Raw genomic sequence first — 23,117 nt, forward strand, 5'->3', positions numbered from 1 at the left:
GTGGTGCGGTGAGCCCCCGGGACGCGGCTGCGCGCCCCGGGGGAAATCGCGCTGTCCGCGCGTCGGCCGACGCGCGGACAGGTCACAGGCGCGGGCCGCCGTGTGGGTCACCGAACTCGGTGATCAGGGCGGCCAGGAGAGCGACGCGCCCGGGAACCGAGGAGACGTCCAGCCATTCGTCGGGGCCGTGGTCCCCGCCGCCCACCGGCCCGAGTCCGTCGAGAACCGGAGTACCGGTTCCGGCGATGATGTTCGCGTCGCCGACGCCGCCGGTCGCGGCCGCACCGACCCGTAGGCCGAGCGCGGCACCGACCCGCAGGGCCGTCTCGGCGAGACGGCGGACCGGCGCCGTCTCCTCCATCGGCGGGCATACGTCCGTGACCTCGACCACCGCACGCGTGCCGGGAACCGACGGGGTGCGCGCCAGGTCCTCGACCGCCCTGCGACAGTCGTCCAGGCCCTGTGCGCTCGACGATCGGACCTCGACGTGCAGTTCCGCCTCGGCGGGCACGATGTTGGGCCGTGAACCGGCGCGTACCACACCGACGTTGACGCTCACGTCCGGGAACCGGCCGTTGAGGGCCTGGAGAGCGACCACGAGGTGGGCCGCGGCCAGGGCGGCGTGGGCGCCCCGCTCCGGTTCGATTCCCGCGTGCGCGGCGCGGCCGGTGACCGTGACGCGGAGATCGGCCACGCCCTTGCGTGCGATGACCAGGTCCCCGTTCTCCCGCGCGCACTCCAGGGCGAGCGCACAGTCGGCCCCGGCCGCGGCGGCCTCGGTCACCGGGCGGCTCACCGGTGACCCGATCTCCTCGTCGGGCGTCGCCAGCAGCACGAGTTCCGCGTACTGGTCCCAGCCGAGCGCGTCGAGCGTGTCGATGGCGTGGATCCCGGCGAGGAGCCCGCCCTTGTCGTCGCTGACGCCGGGGCCGTGCGCGTGATCACCTTCCACGGTGAAGGGACGCGCCGCTGCGGTTCCGTCGTCGAACACGGTGTCCATGTGGCCGGCCAGGAGGATGCGGCGCGCGCCGTCCATGTGCGCGAGAGCGCCCGCCCGGCGCGCCACGAGAACGTCCCCGGCGGCCTGCCCCGTGGGCAGCCTTCCCCCGGACAGCCGCTCCACGGTGAAGCCGAGCCGGTACATGCGGCCCTCGACCCAGTCGGCGACGCGGTTGATCCCGTCGGCGCCGTACGAGCCCGAGTCCACCGCGACCAGCTGTGCCAGTTCGTCGAGATAGCGGGGGAGAGACGTGCGGGTGTGCGCCAGGAGGCTGTCCGCGGTGGGACGGCCGGCGACCGGGGCGCTCACAGGACCTTCGACAGGAAGGCACGGGTGCGCTCCTGCTGGGGCCGGGTCAGCACGTCCCGCGGATCGCCCGCCTCCACCACGACTCCGTCGTCCATGAAGACGGCGGTGTCGGCCACCTCGCGGGCGAAGCCGATCTCGTGGGTGACCACCACCATGGTCATGCCGTCCTCGGCGAGGGACCGCATGACATCCAGCACGTCACCCACCAGCTCCGGATCGAGCGCGGAGGTCGGCTCGTCGAACAGCATGAGCCGCGGCTTCATCGCCAGCGCGCGGGCGATCGCGACACGCTGCTGCTGGCCGCCGGACAACTGGGCGGGGTGGTGCTGCGCCCGGTCGGCGAGGCCGACACGGTCCAGCAGCTCCATCGCTTCCTCGCGGACCTGCGCCCGCTGACGGCGTGCCACTCGTACGGGCGCCTCGGTCACGTTCTCCAGGGCGGTCAGATGCGGGAAGAGGTTGAAGCGCTGGAACACCATGCCGATGGAGCGCCGGTGCTCGGCCACCTCGCGTTCGCGCAATTCGTAGAGACGGCCGCCGCGTTCGCGGTAGCCGACGGGCACACCGGCCACGGTCAGGCGACCGCCGTCGATCTTCTCCAGATGGTTGATGCAGCGCAGGAAGGTCGACTTGCCCGAACCGGAGGGGCCGAGCAGGCAGCACACCTGACCGGGCTCCACGGTCAGGTCGATGCCCTTGAGCACCTCCAGGCGGCCGAAGCTCTTGCGGACACCCTCGGCGCGCACCACGGGCTCGGCCGTGGTCGGCGTGGCGCCGTGCGCGGTCGGTGAGGCGGTCGTCATGCCGGATCCTTTGCGGTCTCGTTCGTGTCGGCCCGGGAAGTCGCGGGTTTCCTGGCAAGCACACCGCCGGAGAACAGGCGGGCCAGGGGCGACACCCGGCCGCCGGACTGACCGCGGCCGTAGCGGCGCTCCAGCCAGGCCTGCGGCAGGCTCAGCAGACTGACCAGGGCCAGATACCAGAGGCTGGCGACCATGAGCATCGGGATGACCTGGTAGTTCTGCGCGTACACGTCCTGGATGTTCGACATCAGGTCATGCGCGGCGATCACCGAGACCAGAGCGGTCATCTTCAGCATGTTGATCGTCTCGTTGCCCATCGGCGGAATGATCACCCGCATCGCCTGCGGCAGCACGATCCGGCGCATCGTCAGGGCGGGCCGCATGCCGAGCGAGTGGGCGGCCTCGGTCTGCCCCGGGTCGACGGACTGGATGCCGGCGCGCACGATCTCGCTCGCGTAGGCGGCCTCGTTGAGCCCGAGCGCCAGCAACGCGGCGACCGAGGGGGTGAGCAGGGTGTTGGTGTCCCCGCTGAAGAAGGTGATGTGCGTGAAGGGGATCCCGATCAGCACCTTCTTGTAGAGAGCGGCGGCGTACCCCCAGAAGATGATCTGGACGAGCAGCGGCGTGCCCCGGAAGACCCAGACGAACAGGGTCGACAGGCCGTACAGCACCGGGTTGTGCGACAGACGCAGCACGGCGAGCAGGGTGCCCAGGACCAGGCCGAGCGTCATCGCGGCCACGGTCAGCCACAGGGTGGTGGCCAGGCCGTCGAAGATGAGCCCCTCGAAGAGGTAGTTCCCGACGATGTCCCAGTGCAGGTTGGCGTTCTGCGCGAGCGAGCCGACGAGGCCGCCGACGGCCAACAGGGCGGCGAGCGCCGCGATCCAGCGGCCCCAGTGCCGGACCGGCACGATCCGCGGCTCGTCGGGAGGCGGGGCATCGGTGCGGGACGTGCCCGCGGTGACGGAAGCGGTCGTCATGATCAGTCCACCGCCGCGTTCTTCGTGGCGCTCTTCAGAGCGATCGACGCGACGCCGTACTTGGCGTAGATCTTCTTGACGGTGCCGTCGTCGATGAGCGTCTGGAGTGCCTTCTGCACGGCGTCGGTCAGCTGCGGCAGCTTCTTGGATATCGCGATGCCGTTGGGGGAGGCGTTGTAGCCGCCGGGCGCCTCGGGATCCTCGACCAGGTCGAAGGCCCTGCCCGCGTCGGCGGTCTTCGCGGTCCAGCCGGCCGCGGGCTTCGTCAGGACGTCGGCGTCCACCTTGCCGGAGCGCAGCGCCAGTTGGGCGTCGGAGTCCTTCGGGAACGTCTGGATCTCGATCTGCTTGCCGCCGCACTCCTTCTGGTGCGCCTTGAGCAGCTTCAGCTGGTTCGTCGCGGCCTGCACGGCGACCTTGCGGCCGCACAGGTCGTCCAGCGTCCCGATCTTCTGTGGGTTGCCGTGCGCCACGAGGATCCCGGAGCCCGACTGCGAGTAGTCGACGAAGTCGACGACCTGCTGACGTTCCTTGTTGTCGGTGATCGCCGACATCGCCGCGTCGAACTTGCCGGCCTGGATCGCCGGGACGATGCCGTCGAACTTCTGCGGGGTGAACGTGAAGGTCACGCCGAGCCGTGCCCCGAGCGCCCGCCCCAAGTCGTAGTCCAGACCGGTCAGTTCGCTGCCACCCTCCTTCACGAACATCTCGAAGGGCGCGTACGGCACGTCGGTGGCGACGCGGACGGTGCCCGCCTTCTTGACGGCGTCCGGCAGCGAGGCATGCAGCTCCGCGTTCTTCTCGACCGTGACCCCGGCGATCTTCAGCGAGGCGGGGGCTTTGCCGTCCTTGCCGTCTGAGCCGTTGCCGCACGCTCCGAGGAGGCAGACGAGCGCTGTGGTGGCTGCGGCCGGAACGAGGTGGCGCGATACGGATCTGGAAGTCACGGAGGTCTCTCTTCGCTTGCGGCGGAGCCGGCGGGCTGTACGAGCACGGAAGTTACATCGTGTGTACGAGTCTGCATAGATGTAACGCTTGTTACGTTCGGGTAACGCAATGCGGCGACCCGCCTGAAACGCTATATAGCGCGACGTGTAGGGGCAATGTCCTGCAGTCTCGTGCTGAGGAGTGTGATTTCCGCGATTACATATGGCGTCGATGAAGCACGACTTGTATGTTCCGAGTCCATCTCTGGGTGTGATCGGCGTACTCGCGCCGCACCGGGAGGTGTGAGCGGAAGGAGCCTCCGTGAACCCCTTCTCCGTCAGCCGTGGTGCCCTGCGCACGGCGCTGCTGGCCTCGGTACTCGCCTTGACCTGCGCGGGACTTGTGGCGCCGCCCGTCGAGGCGCGGGCCGACCGGGTCCGCCTGGGCAGCGCGAGCGACGCGAGCCGCGCGTCCTGGTCGGGCCCCGCCTTCACGATGAACGGCGACGGTGGTGTCGTCGCCGCGTCGATGGGTCGCGCGATCGACGCGATCCGCGGCGGGAGCGGCAGCCTCGACGTCGTGGTCCTGGCGGGTTCGGCCCCCTCGTCCGGCAGCGCCACTCCCGAATGCGACACCGTGATGGGTCTCGCGGGCGTCAACTCCTGTACGACCTGGACCCTCACCGCCGCTTCGGACGGCAACAACGCACAGGTGAACCAGGACATCCACAACGCGGAGTTCGTCTACTTCGCCGGCGGCGACCAGTGCCGTTACGCGGCGTGGAAGGGCACCGACCTCCAGGCCTCCGTCAAGTCCGTCGTCGCCAAGGGCGGCGGATCCGGCGGTGGCAGCGCCGGCACCCACATCAACAGCTCCGTCGTGTACGACGCGTGCAGGGGAAGCATCACCAGTAGCGAGGCCCTCGCGGACCCCTACGATTCGTACGCCACCTTCACCACCGGCATGTTCTCCTGGCCCCACTACGCGGACACGATCAACGACTCCCACTTCGTCGCCCGCGACCGGATGGGCCGCCTGATGTCGTTCACCGCGAGAGCGGTCAAGGACGGCCTGACGGCAGGGGGCAAGGCGTGGGGCGTCGGCGTGAACGAAGGCGGTGGCTCCCTCTACCTCGACGCACAGGGCAAGGCCACGCTCTACGGCGCCGACGCCTACGTCGTCCTCGCCGACCACCAGCCCGAGCGGGCAGTCTCGGGCCAGTCGCTGACGTACAGGAACTTCAAGATCTGGCACCTGAAGCCGGGCGCCACCTTCGACTTCGCCCAGCGCCCCACCTGCGGCTATTACCTGCGCAGCGTCACCAACGGCCGGGCCGACTCCGGACTCTACGACGGCACATCGTCCGCCTGCTGAGCGGCAGGTTCACCGCTGTGGCGCAGGCTGATCCCCAGCTCGCGCCACAGCCGTGTGCCCCACTAACCGGGGCAAGCCCGTCTTTGATGGGAACTCGCGCAACTGCCCTGGAGATGGTGTTCAAGCTTGTCGAGTCCGCCCAGGCCCGCTGGCGAGCCGTGAACGCATCCCGCCTCGTCGCCCTGGTCAGAGCAGGCGCCCGCTTCGAACGCGGCCACCTCGTCGAACGCCCTGAGAGCGTCGCGGCATAAGGTCTCGCCCACCATGACCGACTACGACACCTACGGCACCGGCAGTCACACCGCCGACGAACTTGCCCGCCTCGTCGGCGGCCGCCTCGGGCTGGCCTTCAACGAGCACGACAGCTACTTCCGGGGCGTCTACCACCGCGCGGACAGCCCCGACGGCCACCTCGAGATCCAGCCCAACCTGATTCCCGGCGACGGCGGCGAAGATGACCTCTACGCCGCCGAACACCCCACGTTTCAGGTGCTGTTGCTGACAACCGCTTCAGCACTCAACCCCGCCCTGCGGGCCCAGCTGGACTCCATCGAAGGGCTCGTCCACCTGAATGACGAGTCATGGTGAACGGCCGCTGATTCACAGCTTTTGAGGACTGCTCGCGTTTTTGAGGTGCGCGTGGCGGTGTTCACGGCGGCCGTCTCACGCAGCCGGTTCCCTTCGGCCCAGGCGGGCCGCTCCTCCGCCGACCTCATCCGCCAAGACCTGAACATCCTCCTCGCAGCCGAGCGGGTTGCCGTCACCTACGTCACAGGACGCCCTGTCCTGGGAGAGGTCGGCACCGAAGTCACAGCACGCTGTTCTCCGCCCCCCGAGGACCTGGAAGAGCGTATCCGTCCTGGGGGCTGTGGTGCGCACGGCTTGGGATTTCTCGTGTTCGGCGAGGATTCCGATAGCCCGCCGGGTATGGCTTTTTACGGTCCCGAGCGGAATTTCCAATGCGTTCCGGTCACGCGTGATAAAGGCCATAGAGTTGCGTGCTGTTTTATTTGCCTTGTTTGCTGTGATTCCGTACAGCCAGGCGCTTAAGTTTCCTCGAGCGGGGCAGTATCGGAAAGATAAGCGCCAGACGAGAAAAAACGGCCTGGGCGACATCCTCGGCGTCTTGCGGATTTCTGCACCGCTGGCGCGCGCAGCGCTCTACCTGGGGGTCCAGGTGCTGTAGATCGTGTCAAAATTATCGCGAACGGGGTCGTTGTCGGACGCTTCACTGTGGATGCCATCGCAAGGAGTGCATGCTGTCGTCTGCGGGGTATTGGACACATTACTAATCCGTATAACGCTCGCACGGTCCTCTTGCGGTTGCGTGCGCTGGCGTGTGTACGGAGCCCCTCGGGGCACAGACGCAGCCTGTGATCGGTAGTCAGCATAACGTGGTCGGCTGCCGCCCGCTCGGGAGATGTGTTCGTCTGACTCGGTCCGCCCAGCCGCCGAAGCAGCCGTGCACGGTGAGCGATCAGCCGGCGAAAGGTTTCATCCGCTCGGGCATCCCGAAGCGCACGGGAAGGCCGGGGGAGTAAAGGGCGCTGATCGGCTCGGTGGAGGGACGCGTCAGACCGCAGTTCGAGAAGACAGTCGCGTCCCAGCCGAGCACGGTGCAGGGCAGGAGTTTCCACGGTGGATGGGCGTTGGGGAAGTAGTAAGTGCGGTTCCTATGGGATTCGTGCAGTCCCCATCGGTTTGTCAGAAAAGAGTCCAAGGTCGACGGGCTGTAGGGCCTTTGCTCGACGTCGATCCATGCGTAGCTTGCCCCGCTCCGGCGGCGGGGTGCGGAGCGGTAGATGAGACGGCTGCCCGCTGGGTGTTGATGGCGAGAAATGTGGGAGTGGTGGTAGGGAAGTCCGAAGACCGAGCGAGCCAGGAGGGTGGGAATGAGCCGGTTACAGTCCAGTGACAGGAACACCACTCCCCGGCGTCCCTGGGCGTCTCGGCTGTAGAGCCGGACGTTCACCTCGTTGAACTCCCCGACGTACGGCCAAGACGGTCCCACTGCGAATCGAAGTCCTTGCATGCGGAAGAAGACTAGTCCGGCGTAAGCGCGGCCGTTGTGAAGATCCGGGACCGTGCCGGAAGGGAGAAGGCCCGCGACCTCGAACGGATTTACCTGCCAGTGCAGAAAAATGACGTCCCGCCAGTTCTGCCGGAGCAGCGTCCGCGGGAGCGTGCGTGGCGACGTGTCGGTGACGGGCTCGACTTCCCGCATGGGAGATCGAGCCCATCGGCCCGGGGTGAGATCCATGGATCCATCCGTCCTGCTTCCAGGCAGCTTGCACACGCGTCAGGTGGTGTCGGCCCTCTCGTAGTTCGCCAGCGCCAGGCCGAGGGCGAAGAAGGTGGGAGCCCACTCGCCGACGAAGATGCCCCACCGGTCGGCGCGCTCAAGATTTTCGCTTCTGGTCGACGTGACCCACGAAATCAGGGACAAGCCGATGGACCCGACTGCGGCTGCGTACGCGTGCTCACTCGTCACACCGTTTTCGTGAAGCTTCTTGACGATCACGACTGCTCCCTGGGGGATCATGAGCGGAAACGGACTCGGATACGGTGCCCGATGTCCATCCTTACGCCCACTCTTCGTAGTCAATGAAGCTGTTGGATGCGAACTGTCGGATAAAGCAACTATTTTTCCCGCTGGCGCACGACGTCGGCATCAAAAGGCCCGGCCACAAGGCCTCGGGCGCTGGTATCGAGAGCCTTGTCCGGCGGCATGGACAGCACCGGCGACGCATCCGGGGCACGCCCACGTCACGAAGGGTTGCCAAAGTCGCTTGCAGCCCAATGGAGAGGTGATGCGATGAGTGGCGCGCTCAAAAGCACGGGGCGTCCGGTCGTGGTGGTCGGGGCCGGGGCGGCTGGCTTGGCCTGCGCAGCCGACCTGATCGCATCCGGGGTCGCGACGAAAGTACTTGAAGCCTCGAACGCCGCGGGCGGGCGGATGCGCACCGACATCGTGGACGGCTTCGTCGTCGACCGTGGGTTCCAGGTGTTCAACACCGCATATCCGCAGATCAAGCGGCGGCTGAATCTTCGCGACCTGAGCCTGCGACCCTTCACACCAGGAGTGCAGGTCCACACCGACGCGAGAAGAGTGCGGCTCTACGACCCGCTGCGGAGGCCCGCAGCAGTCGGAGGGTTCGTCGAAGGCGGCCTGGTCTCGGCCCGGGACGCGCTCGCACTCGGCGCCATGTCCGCACGCGACATGCTGCTCCCGGCGGCGCTCATCAAGCAGGGCTCGCACCGCACCACGCGGGCTGCCCTGCGAGGTGCAGGCATCTCCGACAGCCTGATCGAGCAGGTTCTGCGGCCTTTCCTGGCCGGCGTGTTCCTGGACGATCAACTGGAGACGGACAGCCGCGTCTTCCATCTCGTCTGGCGCAGCATGCTGCGCGGCACACTGTGCCTGCCCGCCGACGGCATCGAGGCAGTACCGCGGGCAATGGTGCGCGCTCTACCCTCAGGGGCCCTCCAGACCGACACAGCCGTAGCAGAACTGACTGACGAGGGAGTGATCACAGCCGCAGGCGCCGTCATTCCCGCCGCCGCCGTTGTCGTCGCCGCAGGCCCCGAGACGACAGCCGCGCTCCTGCCGAACACCCCGGTTCCTGCCTACCGCACGGTCACCACCTACTACCACTGCGCGGGCCGAGCCCCTCTGGACGAGCCCGCGCTTGTTGTCGACGCGCACGGCCGGCTGCTGAACACCTGCGTGCTCACTCAGGTGTCCAAGACCTTCTCGGCGGACAGCAGGTCCCTCATCGCCACGTCGGTGCTCGGCGTTGACGAGCCCGGCCGTCAGGCGCAGGTACGCCACGTGCTGTCCGAGATGTACGGGACCGATACGGATCCATGGCAGCTTGTCGCGGCACGCACCGTCACCCATGCCCTTCCCGTCATGACACCTCCGCACTCGCTCAGCACATCCTCACGCGTTGGGCCGGGCCGCTACGTTTGCGGTGACCTCCGGGCGACTGGGTCGGTGCAGGGCGCGATGGCATCGGGCGCTCGCGCGGCGCGTGAGGTGATCCATGACCTCACGCGGCACAGGTGAGCGCCCCCGCCTTCGTCAAGACGGGGCGCAGGGACGCAGGACAGATCTACGAGCTGGACGCGTGTTAGTCCATGGCTGACAGCAAACGTGAAGCAGCGAAGTGCGGCCCCCGCGACTGAGTGCAGGCGGTCCACTTGAGCATGTCAGGACGGGCCGCCGTGGCGAGTGTGGCAAGGGTCGAGGCAACTTCTTCGGGGCACAGGGTGTTGGGATCACGCACGATCCCCACGCCCGTGCGCTCCGCGTCGCGCGCGATGGCGAACTGGTCACTGGAGAAGGGAAGGACGAGAGCGGGCACTGCCGCCTGAAGGCATTCGGTGAACGAATTGCCGCCCCCGTGATGCACCATCACGTCGACGTGGCGCAACAGAGCCTGTTGGGGAACGGACCTTGCCACGAGAACGCGCTCTCCGGCCAGATCGTTGAGCGCCGCCACGCGTTCACCGGCCGCAACGATGACCGCGGCACGTGTGTCCATCCGCAGTACGCCCTCTACCACGGTCCGCAGGACGTCATCGCGGACACTCAGGAACGTGCCCAACGCCACCAAGACCACAAGGTCCGCCCGCTCGCGCAACTCAGCCACACGACCTCGCCACTCCGCGTCGAGAGACTCGGCCTCGCCCACCATGTGTCCTGCGTAGATGCTCTGCGGTGCTTTCGGCGCCCTCGGCAGCCACGGCAGCGGAGGATACGCATACACGACGGCACTGGACGAGGTAAGAGCGAAGGCCCGCTCCACCAAGGGAACCCGGGGCGCCCTTTCTCTGATGAATTCCTCGAACAGGACGGTGAAGGCGGAGTCGTTGTCCTGTGCCGCCTCCATCAGCTCGCGCAGCGGCTGCGGGGCGGGCCGCAACGCTTCGGGCCAGTCGTAGGGCACACCGAACCACTGGTCCGGCTCCGCGAGCACGTAGCTGGGGTGCCCGGGGCAGAAGGCGGCGTAGCGAGCGCCCAGGCAGTGCAGGGCGAGGGTCGCCGAGTAGCTGAGCTGGTCGACGACGTACCAGTCGGGACGCAGGCGCGCATCAACGGCACGCAGGGCATCCAGCACATGGCCCGGATCGGCCATCATGTCGGCACGGCGATGGCGGGCCTGGGTCACCAGGGCAGGCACCGCCCCCGCGCGTGTCGCCGCGAAGAACTCGAGCAGCCGGCGTCGCTCCGCCCCCTGCTGCTTCGTGCTTTCCGCGACTCCCGTGTTCGCGTTGCGCGTGACCGTCAAGGGCTCAAAGTGCACGCCGGCCCGTGATGCGAGCCCGGCAAACGCCTCAGAACATGCGAAGTGCACCTCCGCGCCGGCGTGGGCGAGTGCCGCCGCCAGGATCGACAGGGGCCGGGCGTGGGACGCGAATGGCGGGCTGATGACTACAACACGAGGCATGACCGTCCTTTCAGCCGCAGGTGCCGCAGCAGATGCACTCAACCGTCCGCACCGCGGTGACAGCAGCGTCTGCAACGGATTGCATCCAGATCGCCCCTACGTCAAGAAACGTCAGCATCGAATCCTTTTGGCGTAGAGGAGACCGCGTGTCCACCCCAGCCCAGGCGGGCAGCTGCTCCACGTCGGCGCTGCCGCCCACTGCACCTGACCTGCTGGTCGACGCTCGCCGCACGTTCTTTCACGGACCACGCCTCCGCAAGGTGACGGCGCGGGCGGACTCACCGGCCACCGGGACACTGCAGCAGTTTCTCGACGCCGAATACAGCACCGATTTCACCTCAAGTGTCAGCGGGCCGCATGCGACGCTCGATACCGCGGACATCACGGTGGCCCGTCTGCGACAGCTGTGCCGCCTGTCCGCTCCCCTCGCCCCGGAGGCGGTTCTCGCGCACGACTTCGCCAACCCCGCCGTCGCCGCGGTCCTGACAGACATGTGGCCCGTGACCGTAAGCTGCTACGGGAAACCACACGCCGAAGCAGTCCTGCGAAACCGTCTCACCGGGCCACACCTCGACACTGCCGACATCCCCTTCCTGCTGGACCGAGCGGAGTCGGCCGGGCTGCGCCCCCTGACCGCAGACGAAGCCGTCTCCCTGCCCGCCCACGACCAGCGCGGTGCACGGCATGCCCTGTGGCGATACCTGCACAGCCTTCCGGGCGGGCACACCCACCTGCCCGACCCCGGCCAAGCGGCGGATCCCTACGAACGCCTCCTGGCCAACCCGCCCGCAACCCTGCCGGATCACCCTGCGCAGCACGGCACAGTCGTCGCCCAGACCATGCTCCAGGGAGATCTGGACACCCCGGGCCAGGGGTTGAGCGGCGGAATGTCCGTACTCCTGGGCGGCCTCGGGGACCAACTCGCCACAAACGAGTACATCGGACACGTCCTGACCGTGGTCACCGCCGGCCACGACAGCCTCGAACGCGAAATGAACCTGCTGCGCCCCCGAACACCCGCCCACACCGTTCTGCGCCTCCCCGTCGACGCACCCGCCTCCCCTCCGCACGAAGGGTGGACTCCCTACCGCGCAGCCCTCAACTGGTGGGCACGGCGACTGTTCGCCGCGCTGCCGCGAAAGGTGGACGTCATCCACTTGCGCTTCGGGGACGAGGCCAGCCTCGCCCTAGCCGACGCAGCAGAACACGCGGGAACACGGACCGTCTTCACCGCGACCCCAGACCCCCACCGCACCCTGACGCACACATACACGGACACCTGCTCGACCGCGAGCGACGAAGAACACCTACTCCGCGACGACCTGCATCGCATCTTCTGCGCCGACCGACTGGTCGACCGCTCCGACGAAGTGATCGGCATTGCCGGACCATCCGGTGCAGAGCACCTTCTCCGCCACTTCCCGGTACTGGAGGACCGCTACGGACCCGACGGCCCCCCGGCACCCCCCGAAGGCATAGCCCCCTACACACCTGACCCAGCCGAAAGCACGCTGCGGAAACAAATGCTCGACGCCCTCTACGCAGACGGCTCCCGCACGGATGCCCTGTCGCCCCAGGACCGCGAGCTTCCCCTTCTCCTGAGCGTGGGACGCCTGCATCCCGTCAAGCAGCAAGACATGCTGGTCCACACCTGGCTGGTGACCGAAATGTGGCGCTCCACAACGCTGGTCATCGTGGGCGGCAGCCACAACGCCCCGGCGCGGCAGGAGCACGAAACGCGCAGAAGGATTCACGAGCTGCTACGCGGCCACAACGCTGCTGCCAGCCGCCTCGCCATCGTCCCTGCCATGCCGAACATGAGCATCCGACGGCTGGAGCGCGCACTCGCGGATCCCGCATCCGGGCCGGCGACTTGGTATGTATGCCCCAGTGCCAAGGAGGAGTTCGGAATCGCGATCTTGGAAGCCATGGAGGCGGGGCTGCCGGTGACGGGACCACAACGTGGTGGAGTCGCCCACTATGTGCACGACGGCGTCAACGGCCTGCTCCTCGACACCTCGTCGCCGTCCGGCCTGGCTCGCGGACTGCACCGGCTCAGGTCGCTGCCCGAATCAACTCGCCACCGCATGGCCATGGCGGCGCAGCACACCGCCACGACCCGGTATGCACTGCAGGACATGACGGATTTCCTGTGCACCACCTACAGCACGTTGGCCCAAAGGCCCCGCACGAACGCAGTCTCACGAGGCGCCCGGGTCGATCCAGCGTAGTCGGTGCGACGGACATCCGGCCCCGACCGTGGCCGCCAGCAAGGAGCGCAAATCCCGTCCCGTATCAGACTTCGAGTGTGCGCGAATACGGGTCCCAGCCCTCCGGCAGCGGATCAGGTGAGGTGAAGCTGCTGTCCACATCGACCGGCTCGGCGGCGTCCGACGCGGTCGTCGGATCGCCTCGTCATCCTTGGGCCAGCAGCCCGGGATGTGGCCGGTTAAAGAGCAGGTCGACGCCGGCGTGGGTGATGCCGAGGAAGCTCGGCGTGGTCTTCCGGTGAGGCGACCTCGTGCAGCCCGGCGGCGGCGTCCGATGCATCGGGCTGCACGTCGGTGCTATCCCACGCTCCTTGTGTCCCGATACGCCCTAGCTGATCAGGACGTAGGTGACGCACCTGGTTTCCGGAGCAACGCCGCGGTGGAGAATGGCGATCGGGGGGAAGATGACTGTGCCAGAGACCGGAACGCCGAGAGAACCAAGACCCATGCCGGGCTCGTGGCGGTCCAGACCAAGCGGCGTCGTGATCGCGCACGCCTTGCCACCGAACAACTGTGCCTGGCCCACGCGGCTCGCGAGGACTCCCGCACCCGGGTCACGCCGCTGCGCTACTTCACGGTCTACGGGCCCGGCCAGCGCCCGGACATGTTCATCCACCGCGTGCTGCGGGCCGCGCTCCAGGGCCAACCCCTGCAGATATACGGCGACGGCCGTCAACGCCGCGACTTCACCCACGTCGACGACGCGTTACGCGCCACCATCGCGGCCCCACGCATCGACCACGGGCAGCCCGTTTTCAACGTCGGCGGCGGCAGCAGCGCCGTCCTGACAGCTGTCCTCGACCACGTAGAGCGCATCACAGGAGCTCCTGTCCCGTGACCAGGTCGAAGAGCCGGGCAGGAGATGTCCCCGCCACACTCGCCGACCCGACCCGCATTCGCTCCTGCCTCGGCTGGAATCCCGAGCACACCCTCGAAAGCGGCATCACCAGTCAATGGCAGGAGCAGCGCGCGGCCTACGAATCCCCCCTCGCTGTCTGGAACAGCACGCGCAGGCCGACGCCGCCCTCGTCGTCACCGAATGGCCCGCATTGCTGGAGGTCCACTGGCCTGCCGTGCGCCCGACCATGCGCACTCCCGTCATCCTGGACGGACGGAACCTGCTCGACCCGTCCGGCATGAAGGACGCCGGCTACCGGTATATGGGAGTGGGACGCGGCCTGCTCACGCAGCGACCGCCTGTCCCGGAACAGGCAGCCACGCGCCACGATGCCTCAGAAGGAGAACCGTTCGCCCATGCTTGAGGAACCCCTCCCCGGCGGCTACGTCAACGGCGCAGTGCTCGTCGAGGGGACCGTCCGGAAAAGCCCCACCGCCCGGTCTCCGTACGTGCGTCGGCTCCTGGGCCTCTTCGAGGAGCACAACTTGCCGGGCGCGCCCCGGCACCTGGGTAGCGACGCGCAGGGGCGCGAGGTGCTGGAATACGTGGCCGGGTACGTCCCCTTGGAAGGAGGCGATCCGGCGGTCCGCACCGACGACGCCCTGCGCGAGGTGTGCGCGCTGGTGCGCCGCGCACACGACTTCACCGAGGGGCATCCGCTGGCCGAGGGCGGCGAGGTGGTCTGCCACAACGACCTCTCGCCCCGCAACACTGTGTACCGACGGGACGGGACGCTGCTCAAGCCGGTGGCTCTCATCGACTGGGACCTGGCCTCTCCCGGCCTGCGTATCCACGACGTGGCCCACCTGTGCTGGCAGTTCCTCGGTCTCGGCCCCGGAACGGACGCCGCGTGGGCCGCCGGCCGACTGCGCCTGGTGTCCGACGCCTACGGGCTCACTGTCGACGACCGGGGACGTCTTGTCCCTACGGTCCTGTGGTGGCAGGAACGCACCACCAACGGCATTCGGGCGGGCGCCCGTGGCGGCGACCCCGCCCTGCAAGACCTCGTCCGCGCGGGCGTTCCGGACCAGATCCACGCCGCCCGGACGTGGGTGGCCGAGCGGCGCCAGGCACTCGAAGCCGACCTGTGAGGATCCGTGGAGGTGCCTGACGGATATAAGCCCAGTTCAGGCGCCTTCTTTCGTGCTCCTAGAAGAAGCCGAGCCTCTGCGCCGAGTACGACACCAGAAGGTTCTTCGTCTGCTGGTAGTGGTCCAGCATCATCTTGTGGTTCTCGCGGCCGATGCCCGACTGCTTGTAGCCGCCGAACGCCGCGTGCGCCGGGTACGCGTGGTAGCAGTTGGTCCAGACGCGGCCCGCCTGGATCGCGCGGCCCGCGCGGTACGCCGTGTTGATGTCGCGGGTCCACACGCCGGCGCCCAGGCCGTACAGCGTGTCGTTGGCGATCTTGATGGCGTCGTCGTAGTCGGCGAAGGAGGCGACCGAGACGACCGGGCCGAAGATCTCCTCCTGGAAGATGCGCATGCGGTTGGAGCCCTCGAAGATCGTGGGCTGGACGTAGTAGCCGCCCGCCAGTTCGCCGTCGTACTCGATGCGCCGGCCGCCCGAGAGGACCTTCGCGCCCTCCTGCTGGCCGATGTCCAGGTAGGAGAGGATCTTCTGGAGCTGGTCGTTGGAGGCCTGGGCGCCGATCATCGTGTCGGTGTCCAGGGGGTGGCCGGTCTTGATCGCCTCGGTGCGGGCGATCGCCGCGTCGATGAACTCGCTGTAGTGACCCTGCTGGATCAGCGCCCGCGAGGGGCAGGTGCAGACCTCGCCCTGGTTGAGGGCGAACATCGTGAAGCCCTCGAGCGCCTTGTCGCGGAAGTCGTCGTCCTTCGCCCAGACGTCGTCGAAGAAGATGTTCGGGCTCTTGCCGCCCAGCTCCAGCGTGACCGGCTTGATGTTCTCCGAGGCGTACTGCATGATCAGCCGGCCCGTCGTGGTCTCGCCGGTGAAGGCCACCTTCGCCACGCGCGCGGACGAGGCCAGCGGCTTGCCCGCCTCGACGCCGAAGCCGTTGACGATGTTGACGACGCCCGGCGGCAGCAGATCCTTGATCAGGTCCATCAGGACGTGGATCGACGCCGGGGTCTGCTCGGCCGGTTTGATGACGACCGCGTTGCCCGCGGCGAGGGCCGGGGCGAGCTTCCAGGTCGCCATCAGGATCGGGAAGTTCCACGGGATGATCTGCGCGACGACACCGAGCGGCTCGTGGAAGTGGTACGCGATCGTGTCGTCGTCGATCTCGGAGAGGCTGCCCTCCTGCGCCCGGACCGCGCCCGCGAAGTAGCGGAAGTGGTCGATGGCCAGCGGGATGTCGGCGGCCAGCGTCTCGCGGACGGGCTTGCCGTTCTCCCAGCTCTCCGCGACCGCGAGGAGTTCGAGGTTCTGCTCCATACGGTCGGCGATCTTCAGAAGGATGTCGCCGCGGGCGCCGGGCGATGTACGGCCCCAGGCCGGCGCTGCGGCGTGCGCGGCGTCGAGAGCGCGCTCCACGTCCTCCGCGGTGCCGCGCGCGATCTCCGTGAACGGCTGACCGTTGACCGGGCTCGGATTCTCGAAGTACTGGCCCCGGGCGGGCGGCACGTACTCCCCGCCGATGAAGTGGTCGTAGCGGGCCTCGTAGGAGACGACGGAGCCCGGAGTGCCGGGGGCTGCGTAGCGGGTCATCGTGAGGTGCCTCCTGTCTCGGCTGCCCGCCGTTGGGCAGCTTGCGCTCAGGAGGCTAGGAACCCGGACGTTGCAGCTACGTTGCGTACGGGCCCTGCGCGCCCTGCTCCTCGTCGAGCGCCGCCAGCCGCGCCAGGACCGGCGGCGTCGGCCGGGCCGCCGCGAGGGCCTGCCAGACGCCGAGGTCGTCCTCGCCCCACGGGGCGTGCGCCCAGTCGGCGAGCAGGTCCGGGTCGCCGCGAGCGATGAGGGCCGCGCGCAGCCCGTCGGCGAGCCCGCGCCGTATACGAGCCACCGCCGGAGCCTGCGACGCGGGCAACAGCGGCCCCGGATACGAGGAGGCCGCCGCCGTCACCGCGCCCGAACCGAGCCGGCGCTCCACCGTCTCCAGGTCCGACTCCACGGGGACCGTGAGGCGGTAAGGGCGCGAGGTGAGGAGATCGGGGCCCAGTACCCGGCGCAGCCGCGCCAGTTCCGCCCGCAGCGTCACCGGTGTCACGGACTCGTCCTCGTACAGATGGCAGAGCAGTTCGTCGCCGGTCAGGCCCTCCGGATGGCGGGCCAGCAGGACGAGGAGTTCGCTGTGCCGGCGGCTGAGGCGGAGCTTGTGGCCGCTCGGGGTGAGCAGCAGCGCCTCGTCGCGGCCCAGGACGGTCAGCCGCAGGGACCGGTCGCCGGTGGGCGGCGGGGCCAGCAGGGCGAGCTGGGACTCGGCGGCACGCGCCACCGCCTGCACGAACGCCAGGCTGTGCGGATGCGCGAGCCCGTCGCCGCCCGTGATGTCGACCGCGCCGAGGAGACGGCCGGTGCGCGGATCGTGCACCGGCGCCGCCGCGCACGTCCACGGCTGCACCTCGCGGATGAAGTGCTCGGCGGCGAACACCTGCACGGCGCGGTCCACGGCGACCGCCGTGCCCGGCGCGTTCGTCCCCATCGCCGACTCCGACCAGCGGGCGCCCGGCACGAAGTTCATCCGGCCGGCCCGCCGCCGGGCACCCGTGTGGCCCTCGACCCACAGGAGCCTGCCCTGCGCGTCGCACACCGCCAGCAGGTGCTCCCCGTCGGTCGCGAACGTCCCCATCAGCTCGCGGAACAGCGGCATCACCCGGGCCAGCGGATGCTGCGCCCGATACGCGCCCAGCTCCCCGTCGGTCAGCTCCACCGCCGCCGAGTCGTCCGGGCTGACGTGCGCGCCCGCCGAGCGGCGCCAGGACGCGGCGACCACCGGCCGCACCGGGCGGACGACGGCGCCCGCCGCGGTGAACCGGTCATGGGCACGGCGCAGCGCCCGCACCCGCTCGGACGCGTCGGCGCCTGGCTCCAGGGCGACCCATGGATCGGTCAACGCTGCCTCCCCGACACATTCCTGACGACTGGTGACGCTGGGGACATCGTCGCTCCGGGGAGGGAGGGCGACAAGGAGCGCGGCGCCGATCTCGTGAGGTGGCACATGCCGCACACGTGCGTGAAGATCCGCCGCGCCCGGCCGGTCGCCGTCGGCCGGGCGCGTACGGGGCACCGGTCAGGCCGAGTTGACCAGTCGGATGTAGCGCGTCCAGTCCCAGTACGGACCCGGATCGGTGTGCGTGGCGCCGGGCACCTCGACGTGCCCGATGATGTGCTCGCGGTCGGCCGGGATCCCGTAGCGCGCGCAGATCGACGCCGTCAGCGCCGCCGACTGCTCGTACAGCGCGTCCGTGAAGTACTCCGGCTGGTCCACCCAGCCCTCGTGCTCGATGCCGATGCTGCGCGTGTTGTAGTCCCAGTTCCCCGCGTGCCAGGCGATGTTCTTCTCGCGCACGCACTGCGCGATGTGTCCGTCGGCCGACCGGACGACATAGTGCGCGGAGACCTGCTTGGCGGAGTTCTGGAAGATGGCGAGGGCGTCGGCCCAGGTCTCCTGCGTGACATGCACGATCACATGGTCGATCGGATAGGAGGAGGGCCGGCTGGACGCCGTGTAGTTGGACGTGCTGGCCGGGACGGACTGGGCCGACGGGTAGTCGACCGCGGCGGCCCGGGCGTCGGCACGCCCCGTGGCCAGGAGGGAGCCGGGTACCGCGGCGAGTGCCCCGGCCTGGAGGAGACGGCGGCGGGTGGTGCCACCGGTACCACCGGAGAACGGGTGTCTTGCTCGGTCCATGACGATCCTGCCTTTCGCTGGCGCGGACGGTGGGGGGAGGTGAACCGGCAGTGGTGAACCGGCAGTGCTACGGGACCCGGAAGGGCTCCGGTCGCGGCAGCGTCGCCGCGATCTCACGCAGCCGCGCATGGATCCCGCGGTGCGTCTCGCGCGCCGGCAGCCACTCCTTGCGGAGCTTGGCGACGCACGTGTAATTGGTGTCGCAGACGTTCGCCACCGGGGACTCGACCGTCTGCGACGCGAACTGGTAGGCGTCCAGCTCGCTGAAGCCGTAGTCCCGTACGAGCCACCGCACCAGGTCGAGCTGCGATATCCGGAACGCGTCCTCGAGGGGGCGGGCCGAGCCCGTCGAGATGATGTGCGTGTCCGACTCGATGCGCGGCCACGGGGTCGCCACGCCCTTCAGCAGTTCGACGACCACGACGGTGTGCATCGCGCATTCGACGGCCACCCCGCAGGTCTCGCCCTCGCCCTGACGGGCGTGGCCGTCGCCCAGGCTCAGCAGCGCGCCCTCCACGTTCACCCCCAGGTAGCACGTGACGCCCGCCCTCATCTCGGGGGTGTCCATGTTGCCTCCGTGCGCGTCCGGCACCAGCGCGGAGCGTACTTCGAGGCCGGCCGGAGCCACGCCGACCGTGCCGTGCATCGGGTCCATCGGCAGGTCCGTCGTGAAGTCGCCGTCCCGCGCGGTGAACCGGGCGGTGCGCTTGTCGCGGTCGAGCTGCCAGATCCAGACCTGCTCGGGGAGCGGGGGCTGCAGGGTGGCCGTGGTGCGGGTGGAGGTCAGCGCGCCGAACAGCGGCACCGTCGTGGACGCCGCCCAGTCACGGGCGGGCTCCACGGACACGAAGTGCACGGCGACCGTGTCGCCCGGCTCGGCGCCCTCGATGTGGAAGGGGCCCGTCTGCGGATTGAGGTACCCGGACGCGCAGACCTCCGACACGAGGTCCTTCTCCGAGCGGACCCGCCCGCCGTAGCAGTCCTCGGTGTACAGGTCGAGCACGGTGCCCGGGGCGATGCGGGCGACGGGCGGTGCGCCGCCGAACGTCCAGGCGTAGTCGCCCGGTTCGGGCCGGACCGTCAGCATCCGGGGGTCGCTCATGAGGGGAGTGCTCCGCTCTGTGCGGGGTGGTCGGTCGGAGGCGCGAGGGCGAGCCGGACACCGACGACCGGACCCGCGTACGACCGCCGCAGGAGCGGGAGTACGGCGCCTCGCGTGAAGTACCGTACGGCGCGCCGAGGTTGGCGCGGAAGAGGGCACGCCCGATCTGTGGACAACCCGAGCATTGTGTATAACCGCATGTCAGAGACGCTTCAAAGGTTGGGACCACTGGCGGTCGACGCTGCCGGGCGGCGGGGGAGAGGACGCCCCCGGGCCCGCCCCCGGAGCCGCCCGGACCTACCCCACGGCCCCCACCGGATCGTCCAGCACCCCGCGCACCACCGAATGCGCCGCCCCCAGGAGCGGCCCGTCCGGGCCGAGGCCGGATACCAGGACACCGTCCGCCGGAGCCGCCCGCCGCCGGTTCAACTCCTTCTCCAGGGGCGGCAGAAGCCAGGGCGCGAGCCGGGACAGGGCGCCGCCGAGGACCACCGCGCGCGGGTCGAGGAGGTTGACCGCGCCGGTCAGCGCGATGCCGAGGGCGGTGCCTGCGCCGCGCAGCGCCTTGCGGGTGGTGGCGTCGCCGGCCGCGGCCCGCTCGGCCAGCAGGGAGACCCGGTCGGGCCCCGGCGCGATCCCCGCCGCGCGCAGCACCGCCCCTTCACCCGCGTACTGCTCCAGGCAGCCCCGCCCGCCGCACGGACAGGCCGGGCCCTCGGGCCGGACCGGCACATGACCCAGCTCGCCGGCGAACCCCCGTGTCCCGCGCAGCAGTTGTCCGTCCACGACGAGCGCGGCACCGATGCCGATCTCCGCGGACACGTGCAGGAAGTCGGCGGGGGCGCCGTCGGCGAGCCACAGTTCGGCCAGGGCACCGAAGTTCGCCTCGTTGTCGACCGTCAGCGGCACATCGGACGGCAGCAGCGTGGCGACATCCGTGTCGTGCCAGTCGAGGTTCGGGGCGCGCACGACGGTACGGGTGTCGCGCCCCACCAGACCGGGCACCGCCACCGCGAGCCCTGCCGGACGCAGCCCCATCGCCTGCGCCTCGGCGCTCACCTGCCGCACCAGCAGGGTGAGTTCGGCCAGAACCGGCTTCGGGGCGCGCCCCCGGTTGTCGACCCGGCGCTGCGCACGCGCGCGTACCGCACCGCGCAGGTCGACGGCGCACACCGCGAGATGGTCCACGCCCACCTCGGCCCCCAGCCCGGCCGGGCCCCGGCCGCTGACCGTGAGCGCGGTGCCCGGCCGTCCCACGCCGCCGGGCCGCTGCGGTCCCAGTTCCTCCAGGAACCCGGCCCGGGTCAGCTCGTCGACGAGGGTGGAGACCGCGGCGCGGGTCAACCCGATGTGCTGGGCCACCGCCGCCCGCGACAACGGTCCCTCGGCGGCCACCGTGTGCAGCACCCGGGACAGATTGCGGCGGCGCATGGCCTGCTGGGTGTCCGGCGTCCCCGGGCGCGGTCGGTGCAGAGGTGCGGTCATGCGGACATCGTCGCAGGGACGGCCGGGCGGCGTGGGCCCGGCCCGGCGCCGCCCGTGTTCCGGTCGCTCACCGTCGCCCCAGCAGCGGTGCCGCGTCGCCCAGGACGGCCGAGATCCGCCGCACCGTCTCCTCGTCCCGGGCCACCGGGTCGAGGACCGGGCCGCGCGCGGTGTCCCAGCGCCGTGCCACCGCGGCCGGGTCCTCGCCGGTGAGCAGACCGGCCGCCTGAGCCGCCGCGCCGAGTGCCACGAGCTCGCGGGCCTCGGGCACCTGGACGCCCCGCCCGGACAGCCTCCGTACCGTCTCCTGCCAGGCCGTGCCGCGCGCGCCGCCCCCGATGAGCAGCAGCGGCGCGGCGGGATCGGCGCCCTCGGCATCGCCTTCGAGCACCCGGTCGAGCGCTTCGAGGAGCGCGTGCACGGCCCCGTCGTACGCGGCCTGGAGCAGCTGGCCGCCCGTCGTGTCGTGCCGCAGCCCGGTCAACAGGCCGGAGGCGTCCGGCAGCGCGGGTGTCCGCTCGCCGTCGAGGTAGGGCAGCACGGTCGCCGTGCCGCCCTGTTCCACCGCCTCCCGGTCGAGACCGAGCAGCGCCGCGATCCGGTCCACGGCGAGCGTGCAGTTCAGGGTGCAGGCCAGCGGCAGCCAGTCGCCGCGCGCGTCCGCGAACCCGGCGACGGTCCCCGACGGATCCGCCGGCCGGTGCCGCGACACGGCGTACACCGTCCCGGAGGTGCCGAGGCTGAGCACCGGCGTGCCCGGCCGCAGCCCGAGGCCGAGCGCCGCGGCGGCGTTGTCCCCGGTCCCCGCCGCCACCAACGTGCCCTTGGAGAACGGCAGTTCACCATCGCCGTCGCGCACGGTCCCCGCCACCTCGCCCGGCCCCACCACGCGCGGCAGCAGCGCGGGATCGAGGCCCACTCGGCCCAGCACATCGGGGTCGTACGCCTCGGTCGAGGCCGCCCACCACCCCGTACCGGACGCGTCGCCGCGATCCGTCGTGCCCGTGTCGGTCAGCCGCCCGGTCAGGTAGTCGTGGGGCAGCCGCACCGCCGCCGTCGCCCGCACCGACTCCGGCTCGTGCTCCGCCAGCCACGCCCACTTGGAGACCGTGAAGGAGGCGGCAGGAACACTGCCGAACCGTTCGGCCCACACCTTCGGCCCGCCGAGGTCGTCCACCAGCCGGCGGGCCTGCGGCGCCGAGCGCACGTCGTTCCACAGCAGCGCCGGACGCACCGGGCGCCCCCGCGCGTCCAGCGTCACCAGGCCGTGCTGCTGCCCGCCGACGGAGACCGCGGACGCCCGCCGGGCCGCGTCCCCGCACTGGGCGACGGCCGCGCGCAGCGCCCCGTACCACTCCTCGGGATCGCTCTCGCGGCCCGCACCCGTCGTCACCGTGTGCGGCGCCTGCCCGCTCGCCACCACCGCGCCGGTGGCGACGTCGACGACCAGTGCCTTGGTGGACTGCGTGGAACTGTCGATCCCTACGACGAAGGGACCGTCGGCAGCGGACATGCGGCTCTCCTGACTTGGCGGACGTGTGCGAACGGCCTGCGCGAGGAGTCGTACGAAGGCTCGTACGAACTCGTACCCGTAGTGACCCTTCCCAGCGGCGTGCCCGCATACTAATTTGTAAAGCGCCATGACGAAATGGCTGTGCGGCACACGTTGCCGCGCACCGGGCAACGGCGAGGGAGCCGCG

The 23,117-nt window shown here is 69.8% G+C and carries 21 protein-coding genes and 1 pseudogene; 9 read left to right on the plus strand and 13 right to left on the minus strand.

What is annotated here, in order from left to right; all coding sequences use genetic code 11:
- Positions 1–82 precede the first annotated feature (82 nt).
- Genes ABII15_RS37050 through ABII15_RS37065 form a run of 4 tightly spaced genes read right to left on the minus strand, consistent with a single transcriptional unit; the run spans position 83 to position 4,039 of the window.
- Complete coding sequence (locus tag ABII15_RS37050) at positions 83–1,309, minus strand: M20 family metallopeptidase (RefSeq protein WP_353946673.1); 1,227 nt, start codon at positions 1,307–1,309, stop codon at positions 83–85.
- The gene (locus ABII15_RS37055; RefSeq protein WP_353946674.1) at positions 1,306–2,112 is read right to left on the minus strand and encodes an amino acid ABC transporter ATP-binding protein; all 807 of its coding nucleotides are present in this window, start codon (positions 2,110–2,112) and stop codon (positions 1,306–1,308) included. The genes ABII15_RS37050 and ABII15_RS37055 overlap by 4 nt, the downstream gene beginning before the upstream one ends.
- On the minus strand, positions 2,109–3,092 hold the full coding sequence (locus tag ABII15_RS37060) for an amino acid ABC transporter permease (RefSeq protein WP_353946675.1): 984 nt from the start codon (positions 3,090–3,092) through the stop codon (positions 2,109–2,111). Before ABII15_RS37060 ends, ABII15_RS37055 begins: the two co-directional genes overlap by 4 nt.
- A gap of 2 nt (positions 3,093–3,094) precedes the next feature.
- Positions 3,095–4,039: an ABC transporter substrate-binding protein gene (locus tag ABII15_RS37065; protein ID WP_353946676.1), complete on the minus strand. Its 945-nt coding sequence runs from the start codon at positions 4,037–4,039 to the stop codon at positions 3,095–3,097.
- Between the two features lie 301 nt (positions 4,040–4,340).
- Here ABII15_RS37065 and ABII15_RS37070 point away from each other — a divergent pair, with 301 nt between their 5' ends.
- The 4 genes and pseudogenes from ABII15_RS37070 (at position 4,341) to ABII15_RS37085 (ending at position 6,579) form a co-directional block, all read left to right on the plus strand.
- On the plus strand, positions 4,341–5,393 hold the full coding sequence (locus tag ABII15_RS37070) for a hypothetical protein (protein ID WP_353946677.1): 1,053 nt from the start codon (positions 4,341–4,343) through the stop codon (positions 5,391–5,393).
- An 89-nt stretch (positions 5,394–5,482) separates the two neighbouring features.
- Positions 5,483–5,644 (plus strand): annotated as a pseudogene (locus ABII15_RS37075) (IS256 family transposase); the annotation flags it as partial.
- Positions 5,645–5,657: 13 nt separating this feature from the next.
- Positions 5,658–5,981 carry a hypothetical protein gene (locus tag ABII15_RS37080; RefSeq protein WP_353946678.1) on the plus strand — a complete coding sequence of 108 codons (324 nt, stop codon included), beginning with the start codon at positions 5,658–5,660 and terminating at the stop codon, positions 5,979–5,981.
- A 388-nt stretch (positions 5,982–6,369) separates the two neighbouring features.
- The gene (locus ABII15_RS37085; RefSeq protein WP_353946679.1) at positions 6,370–6,579 is read left to right on the plus strand and encodes a hypothetical protein; all 210 of its coding nucleotides are present in this window, start codon (positions 6,370–6,372) and stop codon (positions 6,577–6,579) included.
- Between the two features lie 291 nt (positions 6,580–6,870).
- Here ABII15_RS37085 and ABII15_RS37090 read toward each other — a convergent pair whose 3' ends face one another.
- Both ABII15_RS37090 and ABII15_RS37095 read right to left on the minus strand, forming a co-directional pair.
- Positions 6,871–7,653, minus strand: coding sequence for a DUF2071 domain-containing protein (locus ABII15_RS37090; protein ID WP_353946680.1), 783 nt, complete (start codon positions 7,651–7,653; stop codon positions 6,871–6,873).
- 39 nt (positions 7,654–7,692) lie between these two features.
- The gene (locus tag ABII15_RS37095) at positions 7,693–7,914 is read right to left on the minus strand and encodes a hypothetical protein (protein WP_353946681.1); all 222 of its coding nucleotides are present in this window, start codon (positions 7,912–7,914) and stop codon (positions 7,693–7,695) included.
- Positions 7,915–8,208: 294 nt separating this feature from the next.
- Here ABII15_RS37095 and ABII15_RS37100 point away from each other — a divergent pair, with 294 nt between their 5' ends.
- Entirely contained in the window at positions 8,209–9,462 is a 1,254-nt protein-coding gene (locus ABII15_RS37100; RefSeq protein WP_353946682.1) for an FAD-dependent oxidoreductase, read from the plus strand.
- A 64-nt stretch (positions 9,463–9,526) separates the two neighbouring features.
- Here ABII15_RS37100 and ABII15_RS37105 read toward each other — a convergent pair whose 3' ends face one another.
- A complete protein-coding gene (locus tag ABII15_RS37105) occupies positions 9,527–10,846 on the minus strand; it encodes a glycosyltransferase (protein ID WP_353946683.1) in 1,320 nt (439 codons plus the stop codon).
- Positions 10,847–10,992: 146 nt separating this feature from the next.
- On the opposite strand from ABII15_RS37105, the gene ABII15_RS37110 reads away from it, so the two are divergent.
- From ABII15_RS37110 to ABII15_RS37125, 4 genes are all read left to right on the plus strand, one after another.
- Positions 10,993–13,077 (plus strand): glycosyltransferase family 4 protein, encoded by a 2,085-nt coding sequence (locus ABII15_RS37110; protein WP_353946684.1) that lies wholly within the window; start codon positions 10,993–10,995, stop codon positions 13,075–13,077.
- A 496-nt stretch (positions 13,078–13,573) separates the two neighbouring features.
- Positions 13,574–13,954, plus strand: coding sequence for an NAD-dependent epimerase/dehydratase family protein (locus ABII15_RS37115; protein ID WP_353946685.1), 381 nt, complete (start codon positions 13,574–13,576; stop codon positions 13,952–13,954).
- Positions 13,955–14,069: 115 nt separating this feature from the next.
- Positions 14,070–14,378, plus strand: a complete 309-nt coding sequence (locus ABII15_RS37120; protein ID WP_353946686.1) for a UDP binding domain-containing protein — start codon at positions 14,070–14,072, stop codon at positions 14,376–14,378.
- Positions 14,371–15,105: a phosphotransferase gene (locus tag ABII15_RS37125; protein ID WP_353946687.1), complete on the plus strand. Its 735-nt coding sequence runs from the start codon at positions 14,371–14,373 to the stop codon at positions 15,103–15,105. The genes ABII15_RS37120 and ABII15_RS37125 overlap by 8 nt, the downstream gene beginning before the upstream one ends.
- 58 nt (positions 15,106–15,163) lie before the next feature.
- Here ABII15_RS37125 and ABII15_RS37130 read toward each other — a convergent pair whose 3' ends face one another.
- From ABII15_RS37130 to xylB, 6 genes are all read right to left on the minus strand, one after another.
- Positions 15,164–16,687, minus strand: a complete 1,524-nt coding sequence (locus ABII15_RS37130) for an aldehyde dehydrogenase family protein (RefSeq protein ID WP_353946688.1) — start codon at positions 16,685–16,687, stop codon at positions 15,164–15,166.
- A 76-nt stretch (positions 16,688–16,763) separates the two neighbouring features.
- A complete protein-coding gene (locus ABII15_RS37135) occupies positions 16,764–18,032 on the minus strand; it encodes a GAF domain-containing protein (protein WP_353946689.1) in 1,269 nt (422 codons plus the stop codon).
- 177 nt (positions 18,033–18,209) lie between these two features.
- On the minus strand, positions 18,210–18,830 hold the full coding sequence (locus ABII15_RS37140; RefSeq protein ID WP_353946690.1) for an N-acetylmuramoyl-L-alanine amidase: 621 nt from the start codon (positions 18,828–18,830) through the stop codon (positions 18,210–18,212).
- A gap of 67 nt (positions 18,831–18,897) precedes the next feature.
- On the minus strand, positions 18,898–19,932 hold the full coding sequence (locus ABII15_RS37145) for an acetamidase/formamidase family protein (RefSeq protein WP_353946691.1): 1,035 nt from the start codon (positions 19,930–19,932) through the stop codon (positions 18,898–18,900).
- Between the two features lie 297 nt (positions 19,933–20,229).
- A complete protein-coding gene (locus ABII15_RS37150; protein WP_353946692.1) occupies positions 20,230–21,417 on the minus strand; it encodes an ROK family transcriptional regulator in 1,188 nt (395 codons plus the stop codon).
- Positions 21,418–21,484: 67 nt separating this feature from the next.
- On the minus strand, positions 21,485–22,930 hold the full coding sequence (gene xylB / locus ABII15_RS37155; protein ID WP_353946693.1) for a xylulokinase: 1,446 nt from the start codon (positions 22,928–22,930) through the stop codon (positions 21,485–21,487).
- Positions 22,931–23,117: the final 187 nt, after the last annotated feature.

Origin of the sequence: Streptomyces sp. HUAS MG91, assembly GCF_040529335.1 — a bacterium.
Classification (GTDB): domain Bacteria; phylum Actinomycetota; class Actinomycetes; order Streptomycetales; family Streptomycetaceae; genus Streptomyces; species Streptomyces tabacisoli.